A 19719-nucleotide genomic window follows, 5' to 3' on the forward strand; every position below is an offset into this window, starting at 1 on the left:
ATAGTCAGTTTAAAGTATAATTATGTTATAAGAAGGCATAAGCAAAAGGGGGATACAAGCCAATGAGTAAAGTAGAAGAAAATAAAAAGAGAAAGAAAACAGCGCTTCTTGACACGGCATATCACCTTTTTACACAAAATGGTTATCAGAAGACATCGATCTCGGATATCGTGAGTCAGGCAGGGGTCGCCAAGGGGACATTTTATCTTTATTTTAAGGATAAGACCGATATCCGGTATAAGCTGATCGCACACCGGGCCGGACTGATTTTTAAAAAGGCTTACAGGGATCTGGAGAGAGCAAAGATCCGGCTGTTTGAAGACAAGATCGTGTTTTTGGCAGATAATATTATTGATCAGCTGTACCGGAATCCCACGCTCCTGAAACTGATCTCCAAACATCTGGGATGGGGCATCTTTAAAAATGCGATCAATGAACCAATGGACGGAGACTATGAAAATATATATGAAGCTTATATGAATCTGATGAAGGAATCCGGAAGGGAATTTGAGGAGCCGGAAACAATGATCTACCTGATCGTGGAATTGATTTCCGGAAGCTGTTACAATGCGATTCTGTTCGGACAGCCCGTTACATTGGAGCAATTAAAGCCGTTTTTGTATAAAACGATCCGCAGTATTATAAAAAATCATCAAAAATAGTACGATGTACGTTATTTTAAGCAAACAACCACAGGAAATCATGATATAATGAGGGATACGAAAACTGTTAATCAGATGATGAAACCCTCATCAGTAGTTATAAGGAGTAATGAATGAAATCTTGTGGTATTTTGCTGCCTATCTTCAGCCTGCCGTCTTCGTACGGCATCGGGTGCTTTTCTAAAGAAGCCTACCAGTTTGTAGACTTTCTGAAATCAACAGGCCAGTCTTACTGGCAGATCCTGCCTTTGGGTACGATCGGGGAAGGGAATTCTCCATATTTATCCTATTCAAGCTTTGCGGGAAGCGTCTTATATATTGACTTAAAGCAGCTCCAGGCAGAAGGCCTCCTGACTCCTGAGGAATGTGACAGCTGGGACTTTGCCGACGGCGAGGACAAAGTAGACTACGACAGAGTCTTTATGTCCAGGGAGATCCTGCTTTGGATCGCATACAGTCGGTTCCGGGGAGGAAAAGACTACGAAGATTTCAAACATGTCCATAAAGAGTGGCTGGATGATTTCTGCAGATATATGGATTTAAAACAGCCGGGAAAAGGGAGAGAGTATTTTTGCTTTGTCCAGTACAAATTTTTGAGCCAGTGGCTGAAGCTGAAACAGTACGCCAATGCAAACGGCATCAGTATCATTGGCGACCTGCCGTTCTATGTGGCAAAGGAAGGTGCCGATTTTCAGGCACATCCGCAAATGTTTCAGCTGGACGAACAGGGAGAGCCGAGAGTCCAGGGAGGATGCCCGCCGGATGCCTTTGCAGAAAACGGCCAGCTCTGGTCAAATCCTGTCTATGACTGGGACTATCACAGAAGTACAGGATTTGACTGGTGGCTGAAGCGGTTAAGCCACAATTTCCTATTGTATGATGTGCTGAGACTGGACCATTTCCGGGGCTTTGACGAATACTTTGTTATTCCGGCAGATGCCGAGACAGCAGCAGGCGGCAACTGGGAAAAAGGGCCGGGCCTAGATTTTTTCAAGACATTGAAAGAGAGGCTTGGGGATGTGAAGATCATTGCGGAGGATCTCGGTTTTCTCACAGATTCTGTGAGAGAGCTGCAAAAGGAGATCGGCTATCCGGGAATGAAGATACTGGAATTTGCCTTTGGGGCATGGGATGACAGTGCGTATCTGCCGCATAAATATGAAGAAAACTGTGTGGTTTATACAGGCACCCATGACAACGATACGGTCCTTGGGTGGTATGGAGACATGCCGGAGGCAGATAAGAATTTCCTGCATCACTATTTAGACCACAGCACGATCGTGCGCACCGGAGAGGTGAACCTGGATCTGATTTCTCTGGCTCTTGAGAGCAGGGGAAATACGGTGATCATTCCGCTTCAGGATTACCTGGGACTCGGGAGCCGGGCCAGAATCAATACGCCTTCCACTGTGGGGGACAACTGGGAATGGAGAGTCACAAAAGAACAGCTGAACAGTGAACTGAGGAAAACGATCCTCACGCTGCATGACCGATACCGGTCAGAAGAAACTATCGGAGGAAACTCATAAGGAGCAGAAACCTATGGCGAAAGTATCCAAAAGAGTAACAAAGGAACGAGTGAGAAAAATCTGTGATATTCTGAACGAGACTTATACGACAGAATACAAATGTTATTTAAACCATGAAAATGCATGGCAGCTTCTGATCGCGACGATGCTCAGCGCACAGTGTACAGATGCCAGAGTCAATATCGTAACAGAAAAGCTGTTTAAAAAATATACGAGTTTGGAGGCATTTGCCCGGGCAGATATCAAAGAACTGGAGAGAGATATTTATTCCACAGGATTTTATAAAAATAAAGCAAAAAACATCATCGGAGCCGCAGGTCAGATCATAGAGCGGCACGGAGGAGAAGTGCCGGAGAGCATTGAGGAACTGACGGCTCTGGACGGAGTGGGAAGAAAGACCGCCAATGTGATCCGGGGAAATATCTTTCATGAGCCGAGCATCGTGGTGGATACCCATGTAAAAAGGATCTCCAAAAAATTATATCTGACGAAGAACGATGATCCGGTGAAGATTGAGTATGATTTGATGAAGGTGCTGCCGAAAGAGCAGTGGATTCTCTACAATATCCAGATCATTACCCACGGAAGAAACATCTGTATCGCCAGACGGCCGAAATGCGGAGAATGTACCCTTAAGAGTGTCTGCCCGTCATGTGAGGTATAGCCTATGAAAGAGTACGTTGCCTTTGATTTGGAAACCACAGGACTTTCCGTGGAGGAAGATCAGGTGATCGAGATCGGTGCGGTGAAGGTCAAAAATGGTAAGATTGCCGGAAAATACAACTGCATTATCTATCCGGAACGGGAAGTGTCGGATTTTATTATCCGGCTGACAGGGATTACCAGGAAGATGCTGGACGGCGGAATCCCCATGCGCGAAGGCGTGGAGGGCTTCCTCGCATTCAGCGAGGGTTATCCGGTGCTGGGACATAATCTGATGTTTGACTACCGGTTCATGAAGACTGCGGCAAAGAGATTCCATTATGCTTTTGAAAAAGAAGGGGTTGATACCCTCAGGGCCGCCCGACTGCTGCTTCGCGGTCTGGAGAGCAAAAAGCTTTCGAGCCTCTGTGAGCATTATCACTATGTCAATCAGGCGGCTCACAGGGCCTATGACGATGCACTGGCAACAGCAGTCGTATTTGAGTCCATGAAGAGAGAATTCGGAGAGGACCAGAAGGTCTTTGTTCCGGAACCGCTTCAGTACCGTCCCAAAAAACTCCAGATGATCACGGCAAAGCAAAAACGGTACTTGAACGAACTGAGGAAATATCATAAAATAGAGGATAACGGCAGCATAGACGGACTGACAATGAGTGAAGCTTCCAAGACAATAGACGAGATTATTTCAAAATATGGGGTGATGCGATGAAAAAGAAAAGAATGATCACCGGGATCATAGCAATCCTTTTGGTGATTGTAATGGTCGGCACGACAGTGGCCGGTTATTTAATGGTATAATAAGGACAACAATTTTGCAGACGCGAACATTTTAGGAAGGATAGGTATGTCAAAAAGAATGAAAGCCGGCATTGCTGCCGGGATTTTAGCCGTAATCTGCATTGGTGTATTTGTATATATCAGTCAGACGGTAAAAGGGGCTACCAAAGATAATAAAATAGTCCGGGGGGTTATATTTGAAGGAAAATCCCTTGGAGGAATGACGAAAGAAGAAGCAAAAAAAGAGATTGAAGATTATATACAGAAGGAACAGGCAAAAGATATTACATTTTATGTGGACGGCAAGAAAGCAGTGACGAAACTTTCGAAGACAGGCGTTACATGGGATGTGGAGGAAACAGTAAAAGATGCCTATGACGTGGGACGTTCGGGAAGCATTATAAACCGTTATTCCCAGGTAAAGAAGGACAGGACAGTCGTAAAGACCGAGCGCAGATACGACCAGAAGACATTTGACAAGGAACTGGATTCTGCCGCGAAAAAGATTCTCTCAGAGCCTAAAAATGCATCTTTAAAGAGAAAGAATGGAAAGTTTGTCATCATTAAAGAAAAGACAGGGTATGCGCTGGACAAAAAGAGTACGTTTAAGGCATACAAAAAGCAGGTTGAGGCGGAAAGCTTCAAAGTACCTCTGAAAGTCACAAGAAAAAAGGCGGAGTATACCAGCGAAGACATGGCGAAAGTCAAAGATAAGCTGGGGACAAAGACGACCTATTACGGATCTTCGGCACCGGGAAGAAAAGGAAACGTTGCCAACGGCGCAAAGATGATCAATGGAACGGTCGTGTATCCGGGAGAGACTTTTTCCGTGTACAAAGCGGTTTCTCCGTTTACGAGTGAGAATGGTTATTATCTGGCAGGCTCTTATGAGAACGGTCAGACAGTCCAGACTTATGGAGGAGGGATCTGCCAGGTATCTACGACACTTTACAATGCGGTGATCCGGGCAGAGTTAAAGATCAAAGAACGCCATCCTCACTCTATGACGGTATCCTATGTGCCGAGATCTGCCGATGCAGCCATCGCGGGAACCTATAAGGATCTGAAGTTTGAGAACCAGTATGATTTCCCTGTATATATAGAAGGAATTGCCGATGGTTCTAATATCACTTTCAGCGTCTACGGACAGAAAACCAATCCGGACCGACACGTGGAGTTTGTCTCTGAGACGACTTCTGTGAGAAACAGTTCCGGGGAGAAAGTGATCAAGGACCCGACACTGGAAGAGGGTAAACGGATCGTAGAACAGGTCGGACACACCGGCTACACTGCCAAGCTTTGGAAGATCGTCAAGGAAAAGGGCAAGAAGACACAGAAGATTCTGTTTAATACGTCCAGCTATATGGCGACTCCGAACACGGTGAGAGTAGGAACCAAAAAGAAGGATAAGGACAAAGACAAGAAGAAAAAAGACGCGGATAAGAAAAAGAAAGACAGCAAATCGACTGAAAAATCAACGGAGAAATCTACAGCAAAGAAAAAGACTCCTGCGAAGAAATCAACAGAGAAGAAGAGTACTCAGGCAACTCAAACATCCAAAGAGAATTGATCAGGGGAAAATCATGAAGATAGGAAAAATTCCGGAAGCCACATTAAAAAAAGTTATATTAGAACAGCTGGGAACGAAGCGGGACGAGGTCCTGATCGGTCCCGGCATTGGAGAAGACTGTGCGGCATTGAAGCTTGAAGAAGGAGAGGTATTCGTACTCTCCACTGACCCGATCACAGGAGCGGCCAAAGAAGCGGGCAGGCTGGCAGTGCATATCACCGCCAATGACCTGATTTCTTCGGGAGCCGAACCGGTGGGACTCATGCTCACAGTCCTGCTCCCTCCGGAGACGAAGGAAAAAGAACTAAGGCAGCTGTCGGCCGAGGTACAGGAAGAGTGCGTAAAGCTTGGCATTGCAGTGATCGGGGGGCACACAGAGGTGACCGATGCGGTCAGGCAGCCCCTTATTTCTGTCACCGGAGTCGGCAAGGTGAAAGAGGAAGAACTTGTGTCCACCAGTGGCGCCGCGCCGGGGCAGGATATCGTGGTGACCAAATACATCGGCCTGGAAGGAACCGGTATCATAGCCAGGGAACGGGAGGAACTGTTAAAAGAACGTTTTCCGGAAGAGTTCCTTGACGAGGCGAAGGCCTGTCTTGAACAGGTTACGGTTGTCCCTGAGGGGAAGATTGCGCGGAAGTATGCCTCCTCTATGCACGATATTACAGAGGGCGGAATTTACGGTGCTCTCTGGGAAGTGGCCCAGGCCTCGGGCGTGGGACTGGAAGTTTCTATCGAGGATATTCCGGTCAGGCAGCATACGATCGAGCTGTGTGAGTTTTTTGATCTGAACCCGTACCAGCTGATCTCCAGCGGTTCCATGCTGATCGTTACGGATCACGGGAATGCTCTTGTGAGAGAACTGGAACAGGAAGGAATCAAGGCCTCGGTGATCGGCCGTACCACAGATTCTAATGATAAGATCATTTACAGACAGGGTAAGGCGGCAAGCCTGGAAGCTCCGAAACAAGACGAATTGTATAAGATAGGAGAGAGATCATGGATCAAGAGCTGAGAGAATCAATATTAAAATTAATAGAAAAGAACAGCCGTCTGGACTTAAAAGAGCTGGCGGTTCTTCTTGATTCTACGGAAGTAGACATAGCCAATGAAATTGCCGAGATGGAAAAGGAACACATCATCTGCGGTTATCACACGCTGATCAACTGGGACCACACGAGCCGGGAACAGCTGACTGCCATGATCGAGGTAAAAGTGACACCTCAGAGGGGAGAAGGCTTTGACAAGATCGCAGAGCGTATCTACAATTTCCCGGAAGTAAAAGCGCTGTATCTGATGTCGGGGGCCTATGATTTCATGGTCATGCTGGAAGGAAAGACAATGAAGGAGATCTCTATGTTTACTTCATCAAAGCTGGCTCCTCTGGAGGCGGTATTAAGTACGGCCACTCACTTTGTCCTTAAAAAATATAAGGACCACGGAACGGTGCTGGAGGCAAAAAAAGCAGATAAAAGACAGGCGGTGACTCCATAATGAAAGATATGCTGTCTAAAAAGGCCGTGATGCTGGAACCCTCCGGCATCCGGAAATTTTTTGATATTGTGAGCGAGATGCCGGAAGCGATTTCACTGGGTGTTGGAGAGCCGGATTTTGACACTCCGTGGCGGATCAGGGAAGAAGGTATTTATTCTCTTGAGAAGGGCAGGACATTTTATACATCCAATGCCGGACTTGTTGAACTCAGAGATGAGATCTGCAGATATTTAAAAAGAAAATATCACATGCGCTACCGCAATGACGAAGTGATTGTTTCAGTGGGCGGAAGCGAAGGGATCGATGTGGCTCTGAGGGCAATTTTAAACCCGGGTGATGAGGTGATTGTGCCTCAGCCATCATTTGTCTGCTATGTGCCGTGTGTCATTATGTCCGACGGGATCCCGGTCACTGTGGAGCTTAAAGAGGAAGATAAGTTCAAGCTGACGAGAAAACAGCTTGAGGAGGTGGTGACAGATAAGACAAAAGCCATTATCATGTCGTTTCCGAATAATCCTACAGGCGCTATTATGACGAAAAGAGATCTGGAGCCTATCGCCGATTTTGCGAAAGAACATGATCTGCTGGTGATTTCCGATGAGATCTATTCCGAGCTTACATACGGGCACAGGCATGTCAGCATCGGTGCGCTTCCGGATATGAAGGAAAGGACCATCGTCATCAACGGTTTCTCCAAAGCATTTGCCATGACCGGATGGAGGCTGGGCTATGCTGCAGCTCCGAAAGTCATCATGGAGCAGATGGTGAAGATTCATCAGTACGGTATCATGGCGGCGCCGACTACGAGCCAGTACGCAGCGGTGGAGGCACTCCGAGCCTGTGATGATGAGGTGGAGGAGATGAAAAATTCCTATAACCAGAGGAGACGCTATCTGCTTCACCGATTCCGGGAACTGGGACTCGAGTGCTTTGAGCCGGAAGGGGCATTCTATGCATTTCCGTGCATCAAGGAATTCGGTATGAGTTCGGAGAAGTTCGCCGAGGAACTGCTGAAGGAACAGAAGGTGGCCATCGTGCCGGGAACAGCTTTCGGCGCCTGCGGAGAAGGATATTTGAGAGTATCCTATGCGTATTCCATCGACGAGCTGAAAGAAGCCCTGAACAGGCTTGGCACATTTATTGAGAAGCTAAGGAGATAATCATGCTGCATATTGTTCTGCATGAGCCGGAGATGCCGGCCAACACTGGAAATATCGGAAGGACATGCGTTGCCTGCGGCGCGGTCCTGCATCTGATCGAACCACTGGGATTTAAACTGAATGAAAAGATGATCAAAAGGGCAGGGCTGGACTACTGGGAGCACCTGGATGTGAGGACCTATGTGAATTTTGAAGATTTTCTTGAGAGAAATCATCATCCTAAAATTTACATGGCAACTACGAAATCCAGGCAGACCTATGGAGATGTTACTTATGAGGGAGCGGATGAAGATGTCTTTCTGATGTTCGGCAAGGAGAGTGCCGGCATACCGGAAGAAATCCTGCTTGATTACAAGGAGACGGCAGTCAGGATTCCGATGCTTCCTGAAATCCGTTCTCTGAACCTGTCAAACTCTGTGGCGATTGTCGCCTATGAGGTGCTGAGACAGCAGGGATTCGGCCATTTCCAGAGAGAAGGACAGCTGCACCGCTACGAGTGGTAGGAAAGAATGAAATTCAGGGATATTTGGGAATTAACGAAGACAAGGGCGAAAGACAGCCTCTACACTTTGGTTATAATTGAAGTCATTATTATAATGATCGTCATGGGTCTTCAAACATGGAAAATAGGCTTAGTAATGTTGTTCCCTTTTCTGGCGCCTGCATTGCTGATACAAATTTCAAAACAGCTGCTGATGTTCATTTTTTGGACAGGAAATATTTTTGCTTGTATGATGACAGCGATGGGTGTGGAAGCGAACGTAGAATATATCTTTTATGTATTTCAGAATAAGTCAAAAGGAATCTTATGGCTGCTTCTGAGAAAAGTTTTAATGATGCATGGTAATTACTTGAGATTAATCACGTTTTGGCTGTTTTTTATCCCGCGGCTGTTTATCGGTCTGCTGCTCCTGGGAGTGGGCGTTCTGGTGGTCGCTCCATGGGTTCAGGTTTCTCTGGCCACTTTTTATATGGAATTAAAGCAGCAGGAAAAGATAAGAATACGCAGTAAGACGGAAGATGACATCAGACAGGGCAGTACATGAGAAATAAAAAGATATTTTAAATAAATTAAGAGATAAGAAGGAGATCAATCACATGGCAAAAGAAAAGAAGTTGGTAGAAGCCATCACTGCAATGGATGAAGACTTTGCACAGTGGTATACCGACGTTGTTAAAAAGGCAGAATTAATTGAATATTCCAGTGTAAAAGGATGCATGATCCTTCGCCCCAACGGATATGCCATTTGGGAAAATATTCAGAAAGTAATGGATGCTAAATTTAAAGAGACAGGTGTGGAAAATGTGGCAATGCCGATGTTTATTCCGGAAAGCCTTTTGGAGAGAGAAAAGGACCACGTGGAAGGCTTTGCGCCGGAAGTTGCGTGGGTAACTCACGGAGGGAATAAGAAGCTCGAGGAGCGTCTCTGTGTAAGGCCGACTTCTGAAACTCTGTTCTGTGATTTTTACTCTAATATCATCCAGTCTTACAGGGACCTTCCGAAATTATATAATCAGTGGGTGTCCGTAGTACGCTGGGAAAAGAGCACGAGACCGTTCCTGCGCACCTCTGAATTTTACTGGCAGGAAGGCCACACGGCCCATGCGACGGCGGACGAGGCTGAGGAGCGCACAGTCCAAATGCTAAATATGTACGCAGATTTCTGTGAAAAATATCTGGCAATTCCGGTTGTCAAAGGACAGAAGACGGAGAAAGAAAAGTTCGCAGGAGCCAATGCGACTTATACGATCGAAGCACTGATGCATGACGGAAAGGCTCTTCAGTCAGGGACAAGCCATAACTTCGGTGACGGGTTTGCAAAGGCATTCGATATTCAGTATACTGATAAGAATAACAAACTTCAGTATGTCCATCAGACATCATGGGGCATGTCCACGCGTATCATCGGGGCTATTATTATGGTCCATGGTGATGATTCAGGGCTCGTGCTGCCTCCGAAAATCGCACCGGTTCAGACGATGATCGTGCCGATCATGCAAAAGAAGGAAGGAGTTCTTGAAAAAGCAGAAGAGATCAGAGAACGTCTTTCTAAAAACTATAAAGTAAAAGTAGACGATTCCGACAAGAGTCCGGGATGGAAGTTCAGTGAACAGGAAGTTCAGGGAATCCCGACCAGGATTGAGATCGGACCGAAAGATATCGAAAAGAACCAGGCAGTGATTGTGCGTCGCGATACGAGAGAAAAAGTCTTTGTTTCCCTTGACGAGATCGAAACAAAGCTTTCAGAGGTGCTTGACCAGATGCAGAAAGACATGCTGGAACGGGCTAAAAAGCATTTAGAGGAGAATACTCACGAGGCAGGAAACTGGAATGAGTTTACGGAGATCATTGAAAAGCAGCAGGGCTTTGTTAAAGCAATGTGGTGCGGGGAAACCGAGTGTGAAGAAGCCATCAAGGACGAGACAGGAGCTACAACCAGATGTATGCCTTTTGTACAGGAACATCTCGGGGACGTGTGTGTGCACTGCGGAAAACCGGCTAAGAAGATGGTTCTTTTCGGAAAAGCATATTAAAGGAATTTTATGTTTAAGATTGTGATACCTGAAAAAGCAAAACAGATCATAAATCAGCTGGAACAGGCCGGCTACGAAGCATATGTCGTAGGCGGCCCGGTCCGGGACTGCATTTTGGGGAAATGTCCTACGGACTGGGACATTACCACATCCGCATCTCCTTACCAAGTAAAGGAGATTTTTTCATATACGATCGATACGGGAATTGCTCACGGTACGGTGACAGTCATGATGGGAAAAGAACCATTTGAAGTGACCACTTACCGGGTGGATGGAGAATACAAAGACCATAGAAGGCCGGAGGAAGTCTGTTTTACTAAATCCCTGAAAGAAGATCTGCTGAGAAGAGATTTCACCATCAATGCCATGGCATACAATGACAGGGACGGACTGATCGATTATTACGGCGGAGCGGAGGATCTCAAAAAGAAGACCATCCGCTGTGTGGGGGATGCCCGCAGACGTTTTGATGAGGATGCGCTCAGGATTTTGAGAGCACTGCGTTTTCAGGCACAGCTTGGATTTGTGATAGAAGAAGAGACAAAGCAGGCCATACAAAAACAGGCGAAGTTCTTAAAAGATATCAGTGCAGAGAGGATTCAGACGGAGCTCACAAAGCTTCTCCTGTCCGATCACCCGGAAACGATCCTTGACGCATATGATCTGGGAGTTACAAAAGTGGTGCTCCCGGAATTTGACCGGATGATGGAGACACCTCAGAACAACCCCCATCACTGCTATAACGTAGGAGTTCATACGGTGGAGGCTTTAAAAAATACTGAGCCTGACCATATTCTGCGGTGGACTATGCTGCTCCACGATGTGGGAAAGCCTGAAGCCAGAGTCGAGGGAAAGGTAAAAGACAGCTTTCAGGGGCATAATATCATCGGAGAAGAGATGTCCAGGAAGATTTTGAGAAGGCTGAAATTTGACAACCAAACGATAAAGCAGGTGACCAGACTTGTATACTGGCATGATGTACGGTTCGCTTCTTTGGGTGAAGTCAATAAAAAGACTGTGAGACGCTGGGCCAGCAGGATTTCTGTGCCGCTGTTTGAAAAGCTTGTAAAAATCCAGCAGGCAGATATATCAGCCCAGAGCACTTTTATGCAGGAAGAAAAGCAGCGGATCCTTGACAGTACGAGACTGCTGTTTGAGGAAATCAAAGAGGAAAAGGACTGTCTTCAGGTGAAGGATCTGGCCCTTGACGGAAAGGATCTGATCAGTCTGGGAATGAAACCCGGCAAAGAAATAGGAGAAATGCTGACAGGACTCCTAGAACTTGTGCTGGAAGATCCGGCCCAAAATAAAAGAGAAGTATTGGAGCAGGCTGTCAGGGAGAAAAGAGGAGAGCTATGATCATACTTGTGATTCCGTTTTGTATTTTTCTTTACCTGTATATGATCTATCCGGGGAAGCCGAGAAAGCATCCGGTGCTGGAAACAAAATGCTTTGCACACCGGGGACTCCACGGTTTTGACGGGATACCGGAAAACTCCATGGCGGCTTTCAGGATTGCGGTCGTTTACGGATACGGGATTGAACTGGATGTACAGCTTACCAAAGATGATGTGATGGTGGTCCATCATGATTACGATTTGAAAAGAACCTGCGGCGTCAATAAAAAGATCCGTGATCTGACTTATCGGGAGCTTAAGAGATATTCTCTGATGGAGACAAAAGAACGGATTCCACGGTTTGCGGATGTGCTGGCTTTGGTAGACGGAAAGGTGCCGCTCCTGGTGGAACTGAAAATGGAGCACTGCGACCGGAAACTCTGCCGGCTGGCGGCGGAAGCACTGGATCAGTACCGGGGACTTTACTGTATGGAGTCCTTTCATCCGTTTGCACTGTTCTGGTTCAGACTAAACCGTCCGGAAGTCATACGCGGGCAGCTGTCCATGAATTTCAGAAAAGATCGTCATAGGGGGAATCAGCTTGCCTTCTGGGCAGAGCAGAATCTTTTGACGAATTTTGCGGCCAAACCGGATTTTATTGCATACAAATATATTTACTGGGAGGAGCCGTCCCTGAGGCTGTGTCGGAAGATTTCCGGTATTCCGGTCTATGGATGGACTTTCCGAAGCAGAGAGGAATATGAAAAGTACCGCAGAAAGTTTTATGGATTTATTTTTGAAAAGTTTATGATATAATGTACGCGGAGCGTGAATATGATAACATTGCGCACTCGGAAGGAGATGTAAGTCAGATATGAAGAAAAATATCGCTGTGATCTTCGGGGGAAGATCCTCCGAACATGAAGTATCCTGTGTTTCGGCTGCCACAGTCATACGAAGCCTGGATGAAGAAAAGTATAATGTGATTTTAGTGGGGATAACAAAAGACGGCCGCTGGCTGCTTGTGGATAAATTAAAAGATATTGAGGACGGAAGCTGGAGAGAATCCAGGGTGAATGCGATCATCTCTCCGGATACGGAAGACAGGGCATTGGTACTCCTCGCAGAGGGTACATACCGGCTGCAGCCTGTGGATGTAATTTTCCCGGTGCTTCACGGTTTAAACGGAGAGGACGGAACGATCCAGGGACTGTTTGAGATGGCCCGGATTCCGTATGTGGGATGCGGAGTATTGGCTTCTGCAGTATCGATGGATAAGGTTTATACAAAGATTATCGTGGAGGATCTTGGAATCCGGCAGGCCCGGTTTGTCCATATCCGCAGGAGCGATCTGGACCAGATGGAGGATGCTCTTGACAGGGCGGAGGCAAAGCTTTCTTATCCGATGTTTGTGAAACCTTCCCGTGCAGGGTCTTCTGTGGGAGTTTCCAAGGCTGAGGACAGGGAAGGGCTTTCAAAGGCACTGTTAAAGGCCGCTGAACATGACCGCAATATTTTAGTGGAAGAGACTATCGTGGGAAGGGAAGTGGAATGTGCAGTCCTCGGAGGAAAAGAGATAAAGGCTTCCGGTGTGGGAGAAATTCTGGCCGCTGCCGATTTCTATGATTATGATGCTAAATATAACAACGAAGAATCAAAGACCCTGATCGATCCTCCGATGTCGGAAGAAACGAGAGAGGAGATCCGGAAATCCGCAGCTGATATTTTTAAGGCGGTGGACGGATACGGGCTTTCCCGTGTGGACTTCTTTATTGCAGAGGACGGGGAAGTAGTATTTAATGAAATCAATACCCTTCCCGGCTTTACGTCCATCAGCATGTATCCGATGCTCTGGGCGGCACAGGGAATCACAACTCCGGCCCTTGCAGACGAACTGATCCGTCTTGCGGAAGAAAGGTTTGAATAAAAATGAGCAATGTACATGACAATGCACCCATCGGAGTGTTTGACTCAGGGGTCGGGGGGCTTACCGTAGCCCGGGAGATCATGAGACAGCTCCCCGATGAGAGCCTGATCTATTTCGGCGATACGGCCAGGGTGCCCTATGGTACGAAGTCGAAAGATACGGTCATCCGTTATTCCAGGCAGATCGTGAATTTCTTGCTGAGCAAAAATGTAAAGGCTATCGTGATAGCCTGCAATACGGCCAGCGCCCTTGCCATGCACAAGCTCCAGCAGGAATATATCGTTCCCATGATCGGCATGGTGCGTCCGGGGGCCGTTGCGGCTGCCAGGGCCACGAAGAATCACCATATCGGCATCATTGGGACCAATGCCACTGTAAAGAGCGGCCAATATGGGAAGTATTTAAGGGAACTGAATCCGGATGTAACAGTGGTGACAAAAGCCTGTCCTCTGTTCGTGCCTCTCGTGGAAGAGGGACTGATCGACGACAGGATCACAGAAGATATGGTATCCAGATATTTGAGGGAGTTTGACCAGTATCAGATCGATTCCCTGATCCTTGGATGTACTCACTATCCTCTGCTTCAAAATCCTATCAAAAATTTTGTGGGCGACGATGTGACTTTGATTAATCCTGCCTACGAGACGGCAAAATCCCTGAAGGAACTGCTGAGAGAAAGGGAGATGGAAGCGGAAAGCGGCCATACAGCTGAGTATCATTATTATGTCAGCGATATGGAAGACCAGTTTTTGAGTTTTGCGGACCGGGTTCTGCCCTGTCATGTGGAAAAAGTACACCCTATAGATATTGAAAGGTATTAGAGGAGACAAATGAACAAAGAAGTGATTATCAATATTTCCGGTCTTCAACTGGATGCCGGCACGGAAGAACCCATCGAATTGATGACGACAGGGGATTATTATCTGAAAAATGGAAAGCACTATGTCATATATGATGAGCTGACCGATGATTCCCAGGTCGTAAAAAACCGTCTCAAGATCAGCCCGAAAATCGTGGAAGTAACAAAAAAGGGAGCCAGCAGCTCCCATATGGTATTTGAGCGGGGAAAAGAAAACCTCACTTATTATGACACTCCTTTCGGAAGTCTTCTGCTTGGGATTAACACAAGCAAGATCGACTTTGAGGAGAAAGAGGACAGTATGGCGCTGCACATCGACTACGGACTGTCCATCAACTCAGATCATGTTTCAGACTGCTCCATCGACGTGTCCATTGCGTCCAAACAGCCGGAAAACAGAGACTGCACAGACAGTGCCCAGTAGGATTCCGCCGAGGACATCGGTTGGAAAATGTACATACAGATAAAGCCTGCTGAACGCGATCAGTGCTGCCAGGACAAAAGCTGGGATTCCCAGCTTTTTGTTGTATAAAAACAAGTATACGGCGGCACAGAAAGAAGAAGCCGTGTGACCGGACGGGAAAGAATACTGGCCCGGAGGCGGGATCAGCAGTTCGATATCCCGGTGAGTAAAAGGTCTCGCCCGGCCTGCGAGAGGTTTGATGATATGATCTCCCAGTATGTAAGTGACCAGCATGGCAATGAGCATGCCGACACCCGCTTTTCTGTATTTTTTTGTGAACGAAAGGAAAACCGCGATCAGAATCCATATCGTGCCCGCGTCGCCTAAATGTGTGATCCTGGAGAAGAAATCATCCAGGAACGGGGCTCTTAAATGTGTTTGTATAAAGTTGAGTATTTCAAAATCCATAAAGTCTCCTCACTTTTTTACTAAATTATATCACAAAACCCGGCTTCGTGTTATAATATCAAAATGAATTACAACAGATAGAAGGAATGAAGATGATTACACTAGTTGCAAATAACATCGGAGTGGATACCTACCTTTGGCTCCGGGAAGCTGTAGGCTTTAAAAAGCTCTCAAGAACTCAGGCCGTGAAGGCGCTGAAAAACAGTCTTTATGTGGTGGCGGCCTATGCGGATGACAGGATCGTCGGCATGGGAAGGATCGTAGGGGACGGAGCGGTCATCTGCTATATTCAGGATCTCATGATACACCCGGACTACCAAAAGGCCGGAGTGGGGAGCAAACTGATTGAGAATCTGGTTGCTTTCGTGGAGAGTATCAGGGAGGATGATACGGAGATGATGCTGGATCTGATGTGTGCAAAGGGAAGAGAAGCCTTTTATGAGGCCCATGGTTTTATTTCCAGACCCAACGAGAGTCTGGGACCCGGCATGATAAGATACCTAAATGAAAGGAGAGCATAAAATATATGGAAGAGAAGAGATATGACCCTTATACGGGAGAAGAGATCAAACAGCCGGCGGAGGAAGAGTGCATTCAGGAAGAGACTGAGGCCGGGAGTGCAGCCGAAGCGGAGCAGAACCAGAATCAGACTGCTTCATCCGATACGATTGTAGTCGGTGAGAGCGGATACTATTATCAGGAGAACCGGCAGGCTGATTACCGATATCAGGGAGGCCAGACCGGCGGACCCGCATATCAGAGTCAGGAAGAGCCGCCTCAAAACAACTATGCAACGGTCTCTCTTGTACTTGGAGTCTTGGCGATAGCCCTGGCCTGCTGCTGTTTCCCGGTGTCATTTGTCCTCGGCATCGTTGCGATCGTATTATTTTGTATTTCCCCGAAATACATGGGAAAGAAGGACGGCAAGGCTGTGGCAGGTCTGATCTGCGGCATCTGTGGGCTGGTCCTCTCCATCATGATCACTGTCTTTGTGGCTGTAAATCTTGCAAGCGACGATTACGAAAGCTACATCAACAAGTATGATACCCATGACACCAATTCTGACGATGATGATATCTGGGATGATACGGACGATGTAGATACAAGCGACAACTGGGACGAAGAAATCTAAATGATGCAGAAGATCTGGAGATTCATCCCAACATTCCCATGCATATTTAAACTGGCCACCAACCTTTACTGCCCCGCCTGCGGAGGGACCAGGGCAGCACTGGCTTTTTTAAGACTTGATTTTTTGACATCGCTGAAATGCAATCCAACGTTTACCTATCTTGTCTTAATTGCAGGGTGGCTTGCCGTCGGGGCAGCGGTCAGGAAAACCGGAAAGGGAACCGGAGAGATTTTTCGGTTCCGTATGTGGATGCTGTATGTGGGACTGGCGATATTTTTTGGATTTGGAATACTCAGAGATATCGGATTGTATTTTTATCATTATGATTATTTGGGAGATTTTTATTAATTAAACTTGTGGTATATCGAAAGCAGTGCGGATACGAAAAAGATTCCGGCACTGCTTTTTTTATTTGTTTATGAATGATGTATACTTAGAAATAGACAAGAGACGGCAAAATCATCAATTTTATATTCTAAAAGACAAAAATGAAGTGGTCAAGTTAAAATTTCCAGAAAGTTTAATTATGAAATAAAACTTAGAAGTTTTATCTAAATTACAGAAATATAAAAAATTGAATATAAATAGAAAATATATTTACAACTACATATATAGATGATAATATTCAGATATATTAGGAGGATAAATATGGATAGAAAAAGCTTAGGGAATCATATATGTTGGAGTTTCGTATTTATTATATTTTGTTATGCATTTGGTAGATTATATTCATTTATTGCAGATGGATTCTTAATAGAAAGGAAACTACAATATATTACAATTGCAATGATTTCTAAACCGGTTATGTATCTTATATTAGGGTTAATGTTTGGGATTTTGTTATATTTGGAGATATTAAAACCCGTTTCAAAAAAGCAAATGGTGATTGAAATGTTTATTGTAGAAATTCCAATTTTAACAACTGTATTAAACGAATTTGTAAGAGATATGTTGGTGAATTATGGATTTCAGGTTGGGCGTGTTTTAGATAAACCGTTTCGTTCTGCAAGGTTAATTGCTGTAACATATGTTTTTTTATTATTCATTGTAAGAAGAAAACTGTTGTCCCGAAAGGAGGAATTATGAGATTGAGGAAAAAGTGTTGGTGTGTAGTGATGTTAAGTGTTGGAATGTTATTCCCAACAATTGTATATGGCAATGATAATTGCTTAATTAAAGATAATATTGAGACGTCATAAATAGCCTCAGTTGAAAGAATTGAGAATGATAGGTTTTCAAGTGAAGTAAATTCAATACAAAAAGTGATTTCTGATAAACTGAAAGATCTTAGTCAATTTGCAGACATTCAAATTACGGAGTATGAAGACAATAGAGTTGAGTATTCTTTTATTCCCAAAAGACCTGAAAGAATAGAGACTTACAATAATGGGGAGCAGTTAAGCGAGTATGAAATGGTGAAGTTGACAGCAGTACCCAGCAATCAAAATGCAGAGATTGATTTAAATAGTGCCAAAAAAGCTTCTTATAGTTTTCAGGAAGGCGATGATGTACAAGAAACTATTACAAAGAAGCATTCGGATGTCAGATTAAGAGGAACATATAATTATACAGAAGGTATAGCTAAAGAACCAGGAGCTAGAGTTAAAGTTGCGTAGTACTCATATCTCCTTGTTTATACTAAATAAATATCCCGAATTTTCAAAATGTTTCATAAAGCAGATATTAAATAAATAAAATTCCAATTTCCTATTGACTTTATATGAAATGCTTTTTATAATACAACAAAACAATTCATAGCAATCATATAGGAAAAGGAGACAAAACCATGTATCAGAAGAAATCCAGAGAGGAAAGAAATTTAAAATTTGAAACACTGCAGCTGCATGTTGGGCAGGAGCAGGCTGATCCGGCCACTGATGCCAGGGTGGTTCCCATTTACCAGACGTCCTCTTATGTGTTCCACAACAGCGAACATGCGGCGGCCCGGTTTAACCTGAGTGATGCGGGAAACATTTACGGCAGACTGACCAATCCAACCCAGGATGTATTTGAACAGCGTGTAGCAGCCCTGGAAGGAGGAACGGCGGCACTTGCTACCGCATCCGGCGCAGCAGCTATTACATATACTATCCAGAACCTTGCACAAAATGGAGATCATATTGTTGCGGCAAAAAATATTTATGGCGGAAGCTATAATCTTTTGGCCCACACGCTGCCGGAATTCGGAGTGGAAACAACCTTTGTGGACATTTTTAAGGACGGAGCCGTGGAAGCCGCCGTCAAAGAAAATACAAAGGCAGTCTTTATTGAAACATTGGGCAATCCCCATTCAGATGTGGCGGATATTGAGAAGATGGCAGAGATTGCACACAGACATCGGATCCCACTTGTGATTGACAATACATTCGGGACTCCTTATCTGATCCGGCCTATCGAGTACGGAGCTGACATCGTTATACATTCGGCAACCAAGTTCATCGGAGGACATGGGACTGCCATCGGAGGAGTCATTGTAGACAGCGGCAATTTTGACTGGGAGGCATCCGGGAAATTCCCTTCCCTAACAGAACCAAATTCAAGCTATCACGGCATCAGCTTTACGAAAGCAGCGGGCAGAGCCGCATTTGTCACAAAGATCCGTGCTATTCTGCTTAGAGATATGGGGGCAGCACTGTCTCCGTTTCATGCATTTTTGTTTCTCCAGGGATTGGAGACCTTGTCTTTGAGGGTGGAGCGGCATGTGGAAAACGCGTTGAAAACAGTGGAATTTTTGAGCAGGCATCCCCAGGTAGAAGCAGTGCATCACCCATCTGTCACACAGGACAGAGAACAAAAGAGATTATATGAAAAATATTTTCCAAACGGAGGAGGTTCAATCTTTACATTTGAGATCAAGGGGGATGACAGGACGGCGAAAGAGTTTATCGACAATCTGGAGATCTTTTCCCTGCTGGCCAATGTGGCCGATGTGAAATCCCTGGTGATCCATCCGGCGTCCACAACCCACTCACAGCTGAATGAGGAAGAATTGAAAGAACAGGGATTAAAGCCCAATACTATCCGCCTTTCCATCGGAACGGAGAATATAGACGATATCCTTGAAGATTTGAGTGAAGCTTTTAAGGCAGTTCAAAAATAGAAAAATCTGCAGAAAACGATGTCTGCTCAGGCTTTATAAAGCCCTGCAGGCATCGCTTTTTCTGTATAGACAGAGAAAATCGAACATGATAAAATTGCTTTAA

At 45.5% G+C, this 19719-nt stretch carries 23 protein-coding genes; 22 read left to right on the top strand and 1 reads right to left on the bottom strand.

Features of this window, described 5'->3' with window-relative positions; translation table 11 throughout:
* Nucleotides 1–62 precede the first annotated feature (62 nt).
* The 16 genes from P8F77_RS02900 (at nucleotide 63) to P8F77_RS02975 (ending at nucleotide 14937) form a co-directional block, all read left to right on the top strand.
* Nucleotides 63–662, top strand: a complete 600-nt coding sequence (locus P8F77_RS02900; RefSeq protein ID WP_024728635.1) for a TetR/AcrR family transcriptional regulator — start codon at nucleotides 63–65, stop codon at nucleotides 660–662.
* A 113-nt stretch (nucleotides 663–775) separates the two neighbouring features.
* Nucleotides 776–2191: a 4-alpha-glucanotransferase gene (gene malQ / locus P8F77_RS02905; RefSeq protein WP_024728634.1), complete on the top strand. Its 1416-nt coding sequence runs from the start codon at nucleotides 776–778 to the stop codon at nucleotides 2189–2191.
* A 13-nt stretch (nucleotides 2192–2204) separates the two neighbouring features.
* The gene (gene nth, locus P8F77_RS02910; RefSeq protein WP_024728633.1) at nucleotides 2205–2855 is read left to right on the top strand and encodes an endonuclease III; all 651 of its coding nucleotides are present in this window, start codon (nucleotides 2205–2207) and stop codon (nucleotides 2853–2855) included.
* A 3-nt stretch (nucleotides 2856–2858) separates the two neighbouring features.
* Nucleotides 2859–3563 (top strand): 3'-5' exonuclease, encoded by a 705-nt coding sequence (locus P8F77_RS02915; protein WP_024728632.1) that lies wholly within the window; start codon nucleotides 2859–2861, stop codon nucleotides 3561–3563.
* 135 nt (nucleotides 3564–3698) lie between these two features.
* On the top strand, nucleotides 3699–5201 hold the full coding sequence (locus P8F77_RS02920) for a VanW family protein (protein ID WP_034550194.1): 1503 nt from the start codon (nucleotides 3699–3701) through the stop codon (nucleotides 5199–5201).
* Nucleotides 5202–5214: 13 nt separating this feature from the next.
* Entirely contained in the window at nucleotides 5215–6216 is a 1002-nt protein-coding gene (locus tag P8F77_RS02925; RefSeq protein ID WP_024728630.1) for an AIR synthase family protein, read from the top strand.
* Nucleotides 6213–6695, top strand: a complete 483-nt coding sequence (locus tag P8F77_RS02930) for an Lrp/AsnC family transcriptional regulator (RefSeq protein WP_024728629.1) — start codon at nucleotides 6213–6215, stop codon at nucleotides 6693–6695. Before P8F77_RS02925 ends, P8F77_RS02930 begins: the two co-directional genes overlap by 4 nt.
* Nucleotides 6695–7855, top strand: a complete 1161-nt coding sequence (locus P8F77_RS02935) for an aminotransferase class I/II-fold pyridoxal phosphate-dependent enzyme (RefSeq protein WP_148459288.1) — start codon at nucleotides 6695–6697, stop codon at nucleotides 7853–7855. The genes P8F77_RS02930 and P8F77_RS02935 overlap by 1 nt, the downstream gene beginning before the upstream one ends.
* 2 nt (nucleotides 7856–7857) lie before the next feature.
* Nucleotides 7858–8358: a tRNA (cytidine(34)-2'-O)-methyltransferase gene (locus tag P8F77_RS02940; RefSeq protein ID WP_287519929.1), complete on the top strand. Its 501-nt coding sequence runs from the start codon at nucleotides 7858–7860 to the stop codon at nucleotides 8356–8358.
* Nucleotides 8359–8364: 6 nt separating this feature from the next.
* Nucleotides 8365–8901, top strand: a complete 537-nt coding sequence (locus P8F77_RS02945; protein WP_287519927.1) for a hypothetical protein — start codon at nucleotides 8365–8367, stop codon at nucleotides 8899–8901.
* A 52-nt stretch (nucleotides 8902–8953) separates the two neighbouring features.
* Entirely contained in the window at nucleotides 8954–10390 is a 1437-nt protein-coding gene (proS, locus tag P8F77_RS02950) for a proline--tRNA ligase (protein WP_024728625.1), read from the top strand.
* A gap of 9 nt (nucleotides 10391–10399) precedes the next feature.
* Nucleotides 10400–11749 (top strand): CCA tRNA nucleotidyltransferase, encoded by a 1350-nt coding sequence (locus P8F77_RS02955; RefSeq protein ID WP_024728624.1) that lies wholly within the window; start codon nucleotides 10400–10402, stop codon nucleotides 11747–11749.
* On the top strand, nucleotides 11746–12543 hold the full coding sequence (locus tag P8F77_RS02960; protein WP_287519925.1) for a glycerophosphodiester phosphodiesterase family protein: 798 nt from the start codon (nucleotides 11746–11748) through the stop codon (nucleotides 12541–12543). The genes P8F77_RS02955 and P8F77_RS02960 overlap by 4 nt, the downstream gene beginning before the upstream one ends.
* A gap of 58 nt (nucleotides 12544–12601) precedes the next feature.
* Complete coding sequence (locus tag P8F77_RS02965; protein ID WP_024728622.1) at nucleotides 12602–13654, top strand: D-alanine--D-alanine ligase family protein; 1053 nt, start codon at nucleotides 12602–12604, stop codon at nucleotides 13652–13654.
* Between the two features lie 2 nt (nucleotides 13655–13656).
* Nucleotides 13657–14475, top strand: a complete 819-nt coding sequence (gene murI, locus P8F77_RS02970; RefSeq protein WP_024728621.1) for a glutamate racemase — start codon at nucleotides 13657–13659, stop codon at nucleotides 14473–14475.
* Between the two features lie 9 nt (nucleotides 14476–14484).
* Entirely contained in the window at nucleotides 14485–14937 is a 453-nt protein-coding gene (locus P8F77_RS02975; protein ID WP_024728620.1) for a DUF1934 domain-containing protein, read from the top strand.
* On the opposite strand, the gene P8F77_RS02980 is transcribed toward P8F77_RS02975, so the two are convergent.
* Entirely contained in the window at nucleotides 14863–15384 is a 522-nt protein-coding gene (locus P8F77_RS02980) for a phosphatase PAP2 family protein (RefSeq protein ID WP_148459293.1), read from the bottom strand. The two genes, P8F77_RS02975 and P8F77_RS02980, sit on opposite strands and share 75 nt — an antisense overlap.
* A gap of 92 nt (nucleotides 15385–15476) precedes the next feature.
* Here P8F77_RS02980 and P8F77_RS02985 point away from each other — a divergent pair, with 92 nt between their 5' ends.
* The 6 genes from P8F77_RS02985 (at nucleotide 15477) to P8F77_RS03010 (ending at nucleotide 19616) form a co-directional block, all read left to right on the top strand.
* Nucleotides 15477–15905, top strand: coding sequence for a GNAT family N-acetyltransferase (locus P8F77_RS02985; protein WP_330625702.1), 429 nt, complete (start codon nucleotides 15477–15479; stop codon nucleotides 15903–15905).
* 5 nt (nucleotides 15906–15910) lie between these two features.
* Nucleotides 15911–16516: a DUF4190 domain-containing protein gene (locus P8F77_RS02990; protein WP_024728617.1), complete on the top strand. Its 606-nt coding sequence runs from the start codon at nucleotides 15911–15913 to the stop codon at nucleotides 16514–16516.
* Nucleotides 16517–16864, top strand: coding sequence for a DUF2752 domain-containing protein (locus P8F77_RS02995; RefSeq protein WP_024728616.1), 348 nt, complete (start codon nucleotides 16517–16519; stop codon nucleotides 16862–16864). It abuts the gene before it with no gap.
* Between the two features lie 300 nt (nucleotides 16865–17164).
* Nucleotides 17165–17602, top strand: a complete 438-nt coding sequence (locus P8F77_RS03000; protein ID WP_024728607.1) for a hypothetical protein — start codon at nucleotides 17165–17167, stop codon at nucleotides 17600–17602.
* Between the two features lie 176 nt (nucleotides 17603–17778).
* On the top strand, nucleotides 17779–18132 hold the full coding sequence (locus P8F77_RS03005; protein ID WP_024728606.1) for a hypothetical protein: 354 nt from the start codon (nucleotides 17779–17781) through the stop codon (nucleotides 18130–18132).
* 170 nt (nucleotides 18133–18302) lie between these two features.
* Entirely contained in the window at nucleotides 18303–19616 is a 1314-nt protein-coding gene (locus tag P8F77_RS03010) for an O-acetylhomoserine aminocarboxypropyltransferase/cysteine synthase family protein (RefSeq protein WP_347256330.1), read from the top strand.
* Nucleotides 19617–19719 lie beyond the last annotated feature (103 nt).

Origin of the sequence: Anaerostipes sp. PC18 (genome assembly GCF_039789045.1) — a bacterium.
GTDB classification, from domain to species: domain Bacteria; phylum Bacillota; class Clostridia; order Lachnospirales; family Lachnospiraceae; genus Anaerostipes; species Anaerostipes hominis.

What these genes read in the sequence shown, in the direction of transcription:
- P8F77_RS02975 (WP_024728620.1), top strand. Translation starts at nt 14,485, where the DNA reads ATGAACAAAGAAGTGATTATCAATATTTCCGGTCTTCAACTGGATGCC.
- P8F77_RS03010 (WP_347256330.1), top strand. Translation starts at nt 18,303, where the DNA reads ATGTATCAGAAGAAATCCAGAGAGGAAAGAAATTTAAAATTTGAAACA.
- P8F77_RS02925 (WP_024728630.1), top strand. Translation starts at nt 5,215, where the DNA reads ATGAAGATAGGAAAAATTCCGGAAGCCACATTAAAAAAAGTTATATTA.
- P8F77_RS03000 (WP_024728607.1), top strand. Translation starts at nt 17,165, where the DNA reads ATGGATAGAAAAAGCTTAGGGAATCATATATGTTGGAGTTTCGTATTT.
- P8F77_RS02935 (WP_148459288.1), top strand. Translation starts at nt 6,695, where the DNA reads ATGAAAGATATGCTGTCTAAAAAGGCCGTGATGCTGGAACCCTCCGGC.
- nth (WP_024728633.1), top strand. Translation starts at nt 2,205, where the DNA reads ATGGCGAAAGTATCCAAAAGAGTAACAAAGGAACGAGTGAGAAAAATC.
- P8F77_RS02915 (WP_024728632.1), top strand. Translation starts at nt 2,859, where the DNA reads ATGAAAGAGTACGTTGCCTTTGATTTGGAAACCACAGGACTTTCCGTG.
- P8F77_RS02940 (WP_287519929.1), top strand. Translation starts at nt 7,858, where the DNA reads ATGCTGCATATTGTTCTGCATGAGCCGGAGATGCCGGCCAACACTGGA.
- P8F77_RS02955 (WP_024728624.1), top strand. Translation starts at nt 10,400, where the DNA reads ATGTTTAAGATTGTGATACCTGAAAAAGCAAAACAGATCATAAATCAG.
- P8F77_RS02945 (WP_287519927.1), top strand. Translation starts at nt 8,365, where the DNA reads ATGAAATTCAGGGATATTTGGGAATTAACGAAGACAAGGGCGAAAGAC.
- P8F77_RS02960 (WP_287519925.1), top strand. Translation starts at nt 11,746, where the DNA reads ATGATCATACTTGTGATTCCGTTTTGTATTTTTCTTTACCTGTATATG.
- P8F77_RS02900 (WP_024728635.1), top strand. Translation starts at nt 63, where the DNA reads ATGAGTAAAGTAGAAGAAAATAAAAAGAGAAAGAAAACAGCGCTTCTT.
- P8F77_RS02965 (WP_024728622.1), top strand. Translation starts at nt 12,602, where the DNA reads ATGAAGAAAAATATCGCTGTGATCTTCGGGGGAAGATCCTCCGAACAT.
- proS (WP_024728625.1), top strand. Translation starts at nt 8,954, where the DNA reads ATGGCAAAAGAAAAGAAGTTGGTAGAAGCCATCACTGCAATGGATGAA.
- malQ (WP_024728634.1), top strand. Translation starts at nt 776, where the DNA reads ATGAAATCTTGTGGTATTTTGCTGCCTATCTTCAGCCTGCCGTCTTCG.
- P8F77_RS02920 (WP_034550194.1), top strand. Translation starts at nt 3,699, where the DNA reads ATGTCAAAAAGAATGAAAGCCGGCATTGCTGCCGGGATTTTAGCCGTA.
- murI (WP_024728621.1), top strand. Translation starts at nt 13,657, where the DNA reads ATGAGCAATGTACATGACAATGCACCCATCGGAGTGTTTGACTCAGGG.
- P8F77_RS02995 (WP_024728616.1), top strand. Translation starts at nt 16,517, where the DNA reads ATGATGCAGAAGATCTGGAGATTCATCCCAACATTCCCATGCATATTT.
- P8F77_RS02980 (WP_148459293.1), bottom strand. Translation starts at nt 15,384, where the DNA reads ATGGATTTTGAAATACTCAACTTTATACAAACACATTTAAGAGCCCCG.
- P8F77_RS02990 (WP_024728617.1), top strand. Translation starts at nt 15,911, where the DNA reads ATGGAAGAGAAGAGATATGACCCTTATACGGGAGAAGAGATCAAACAG.
- P8F77_RS02985 (WP_330625702.1), top strand. Translation starts at nt 15,477, where the DNA reads ATGATTACACTAGTTGCAAATAACATCGGAGTGGATACCTACCTTTGG.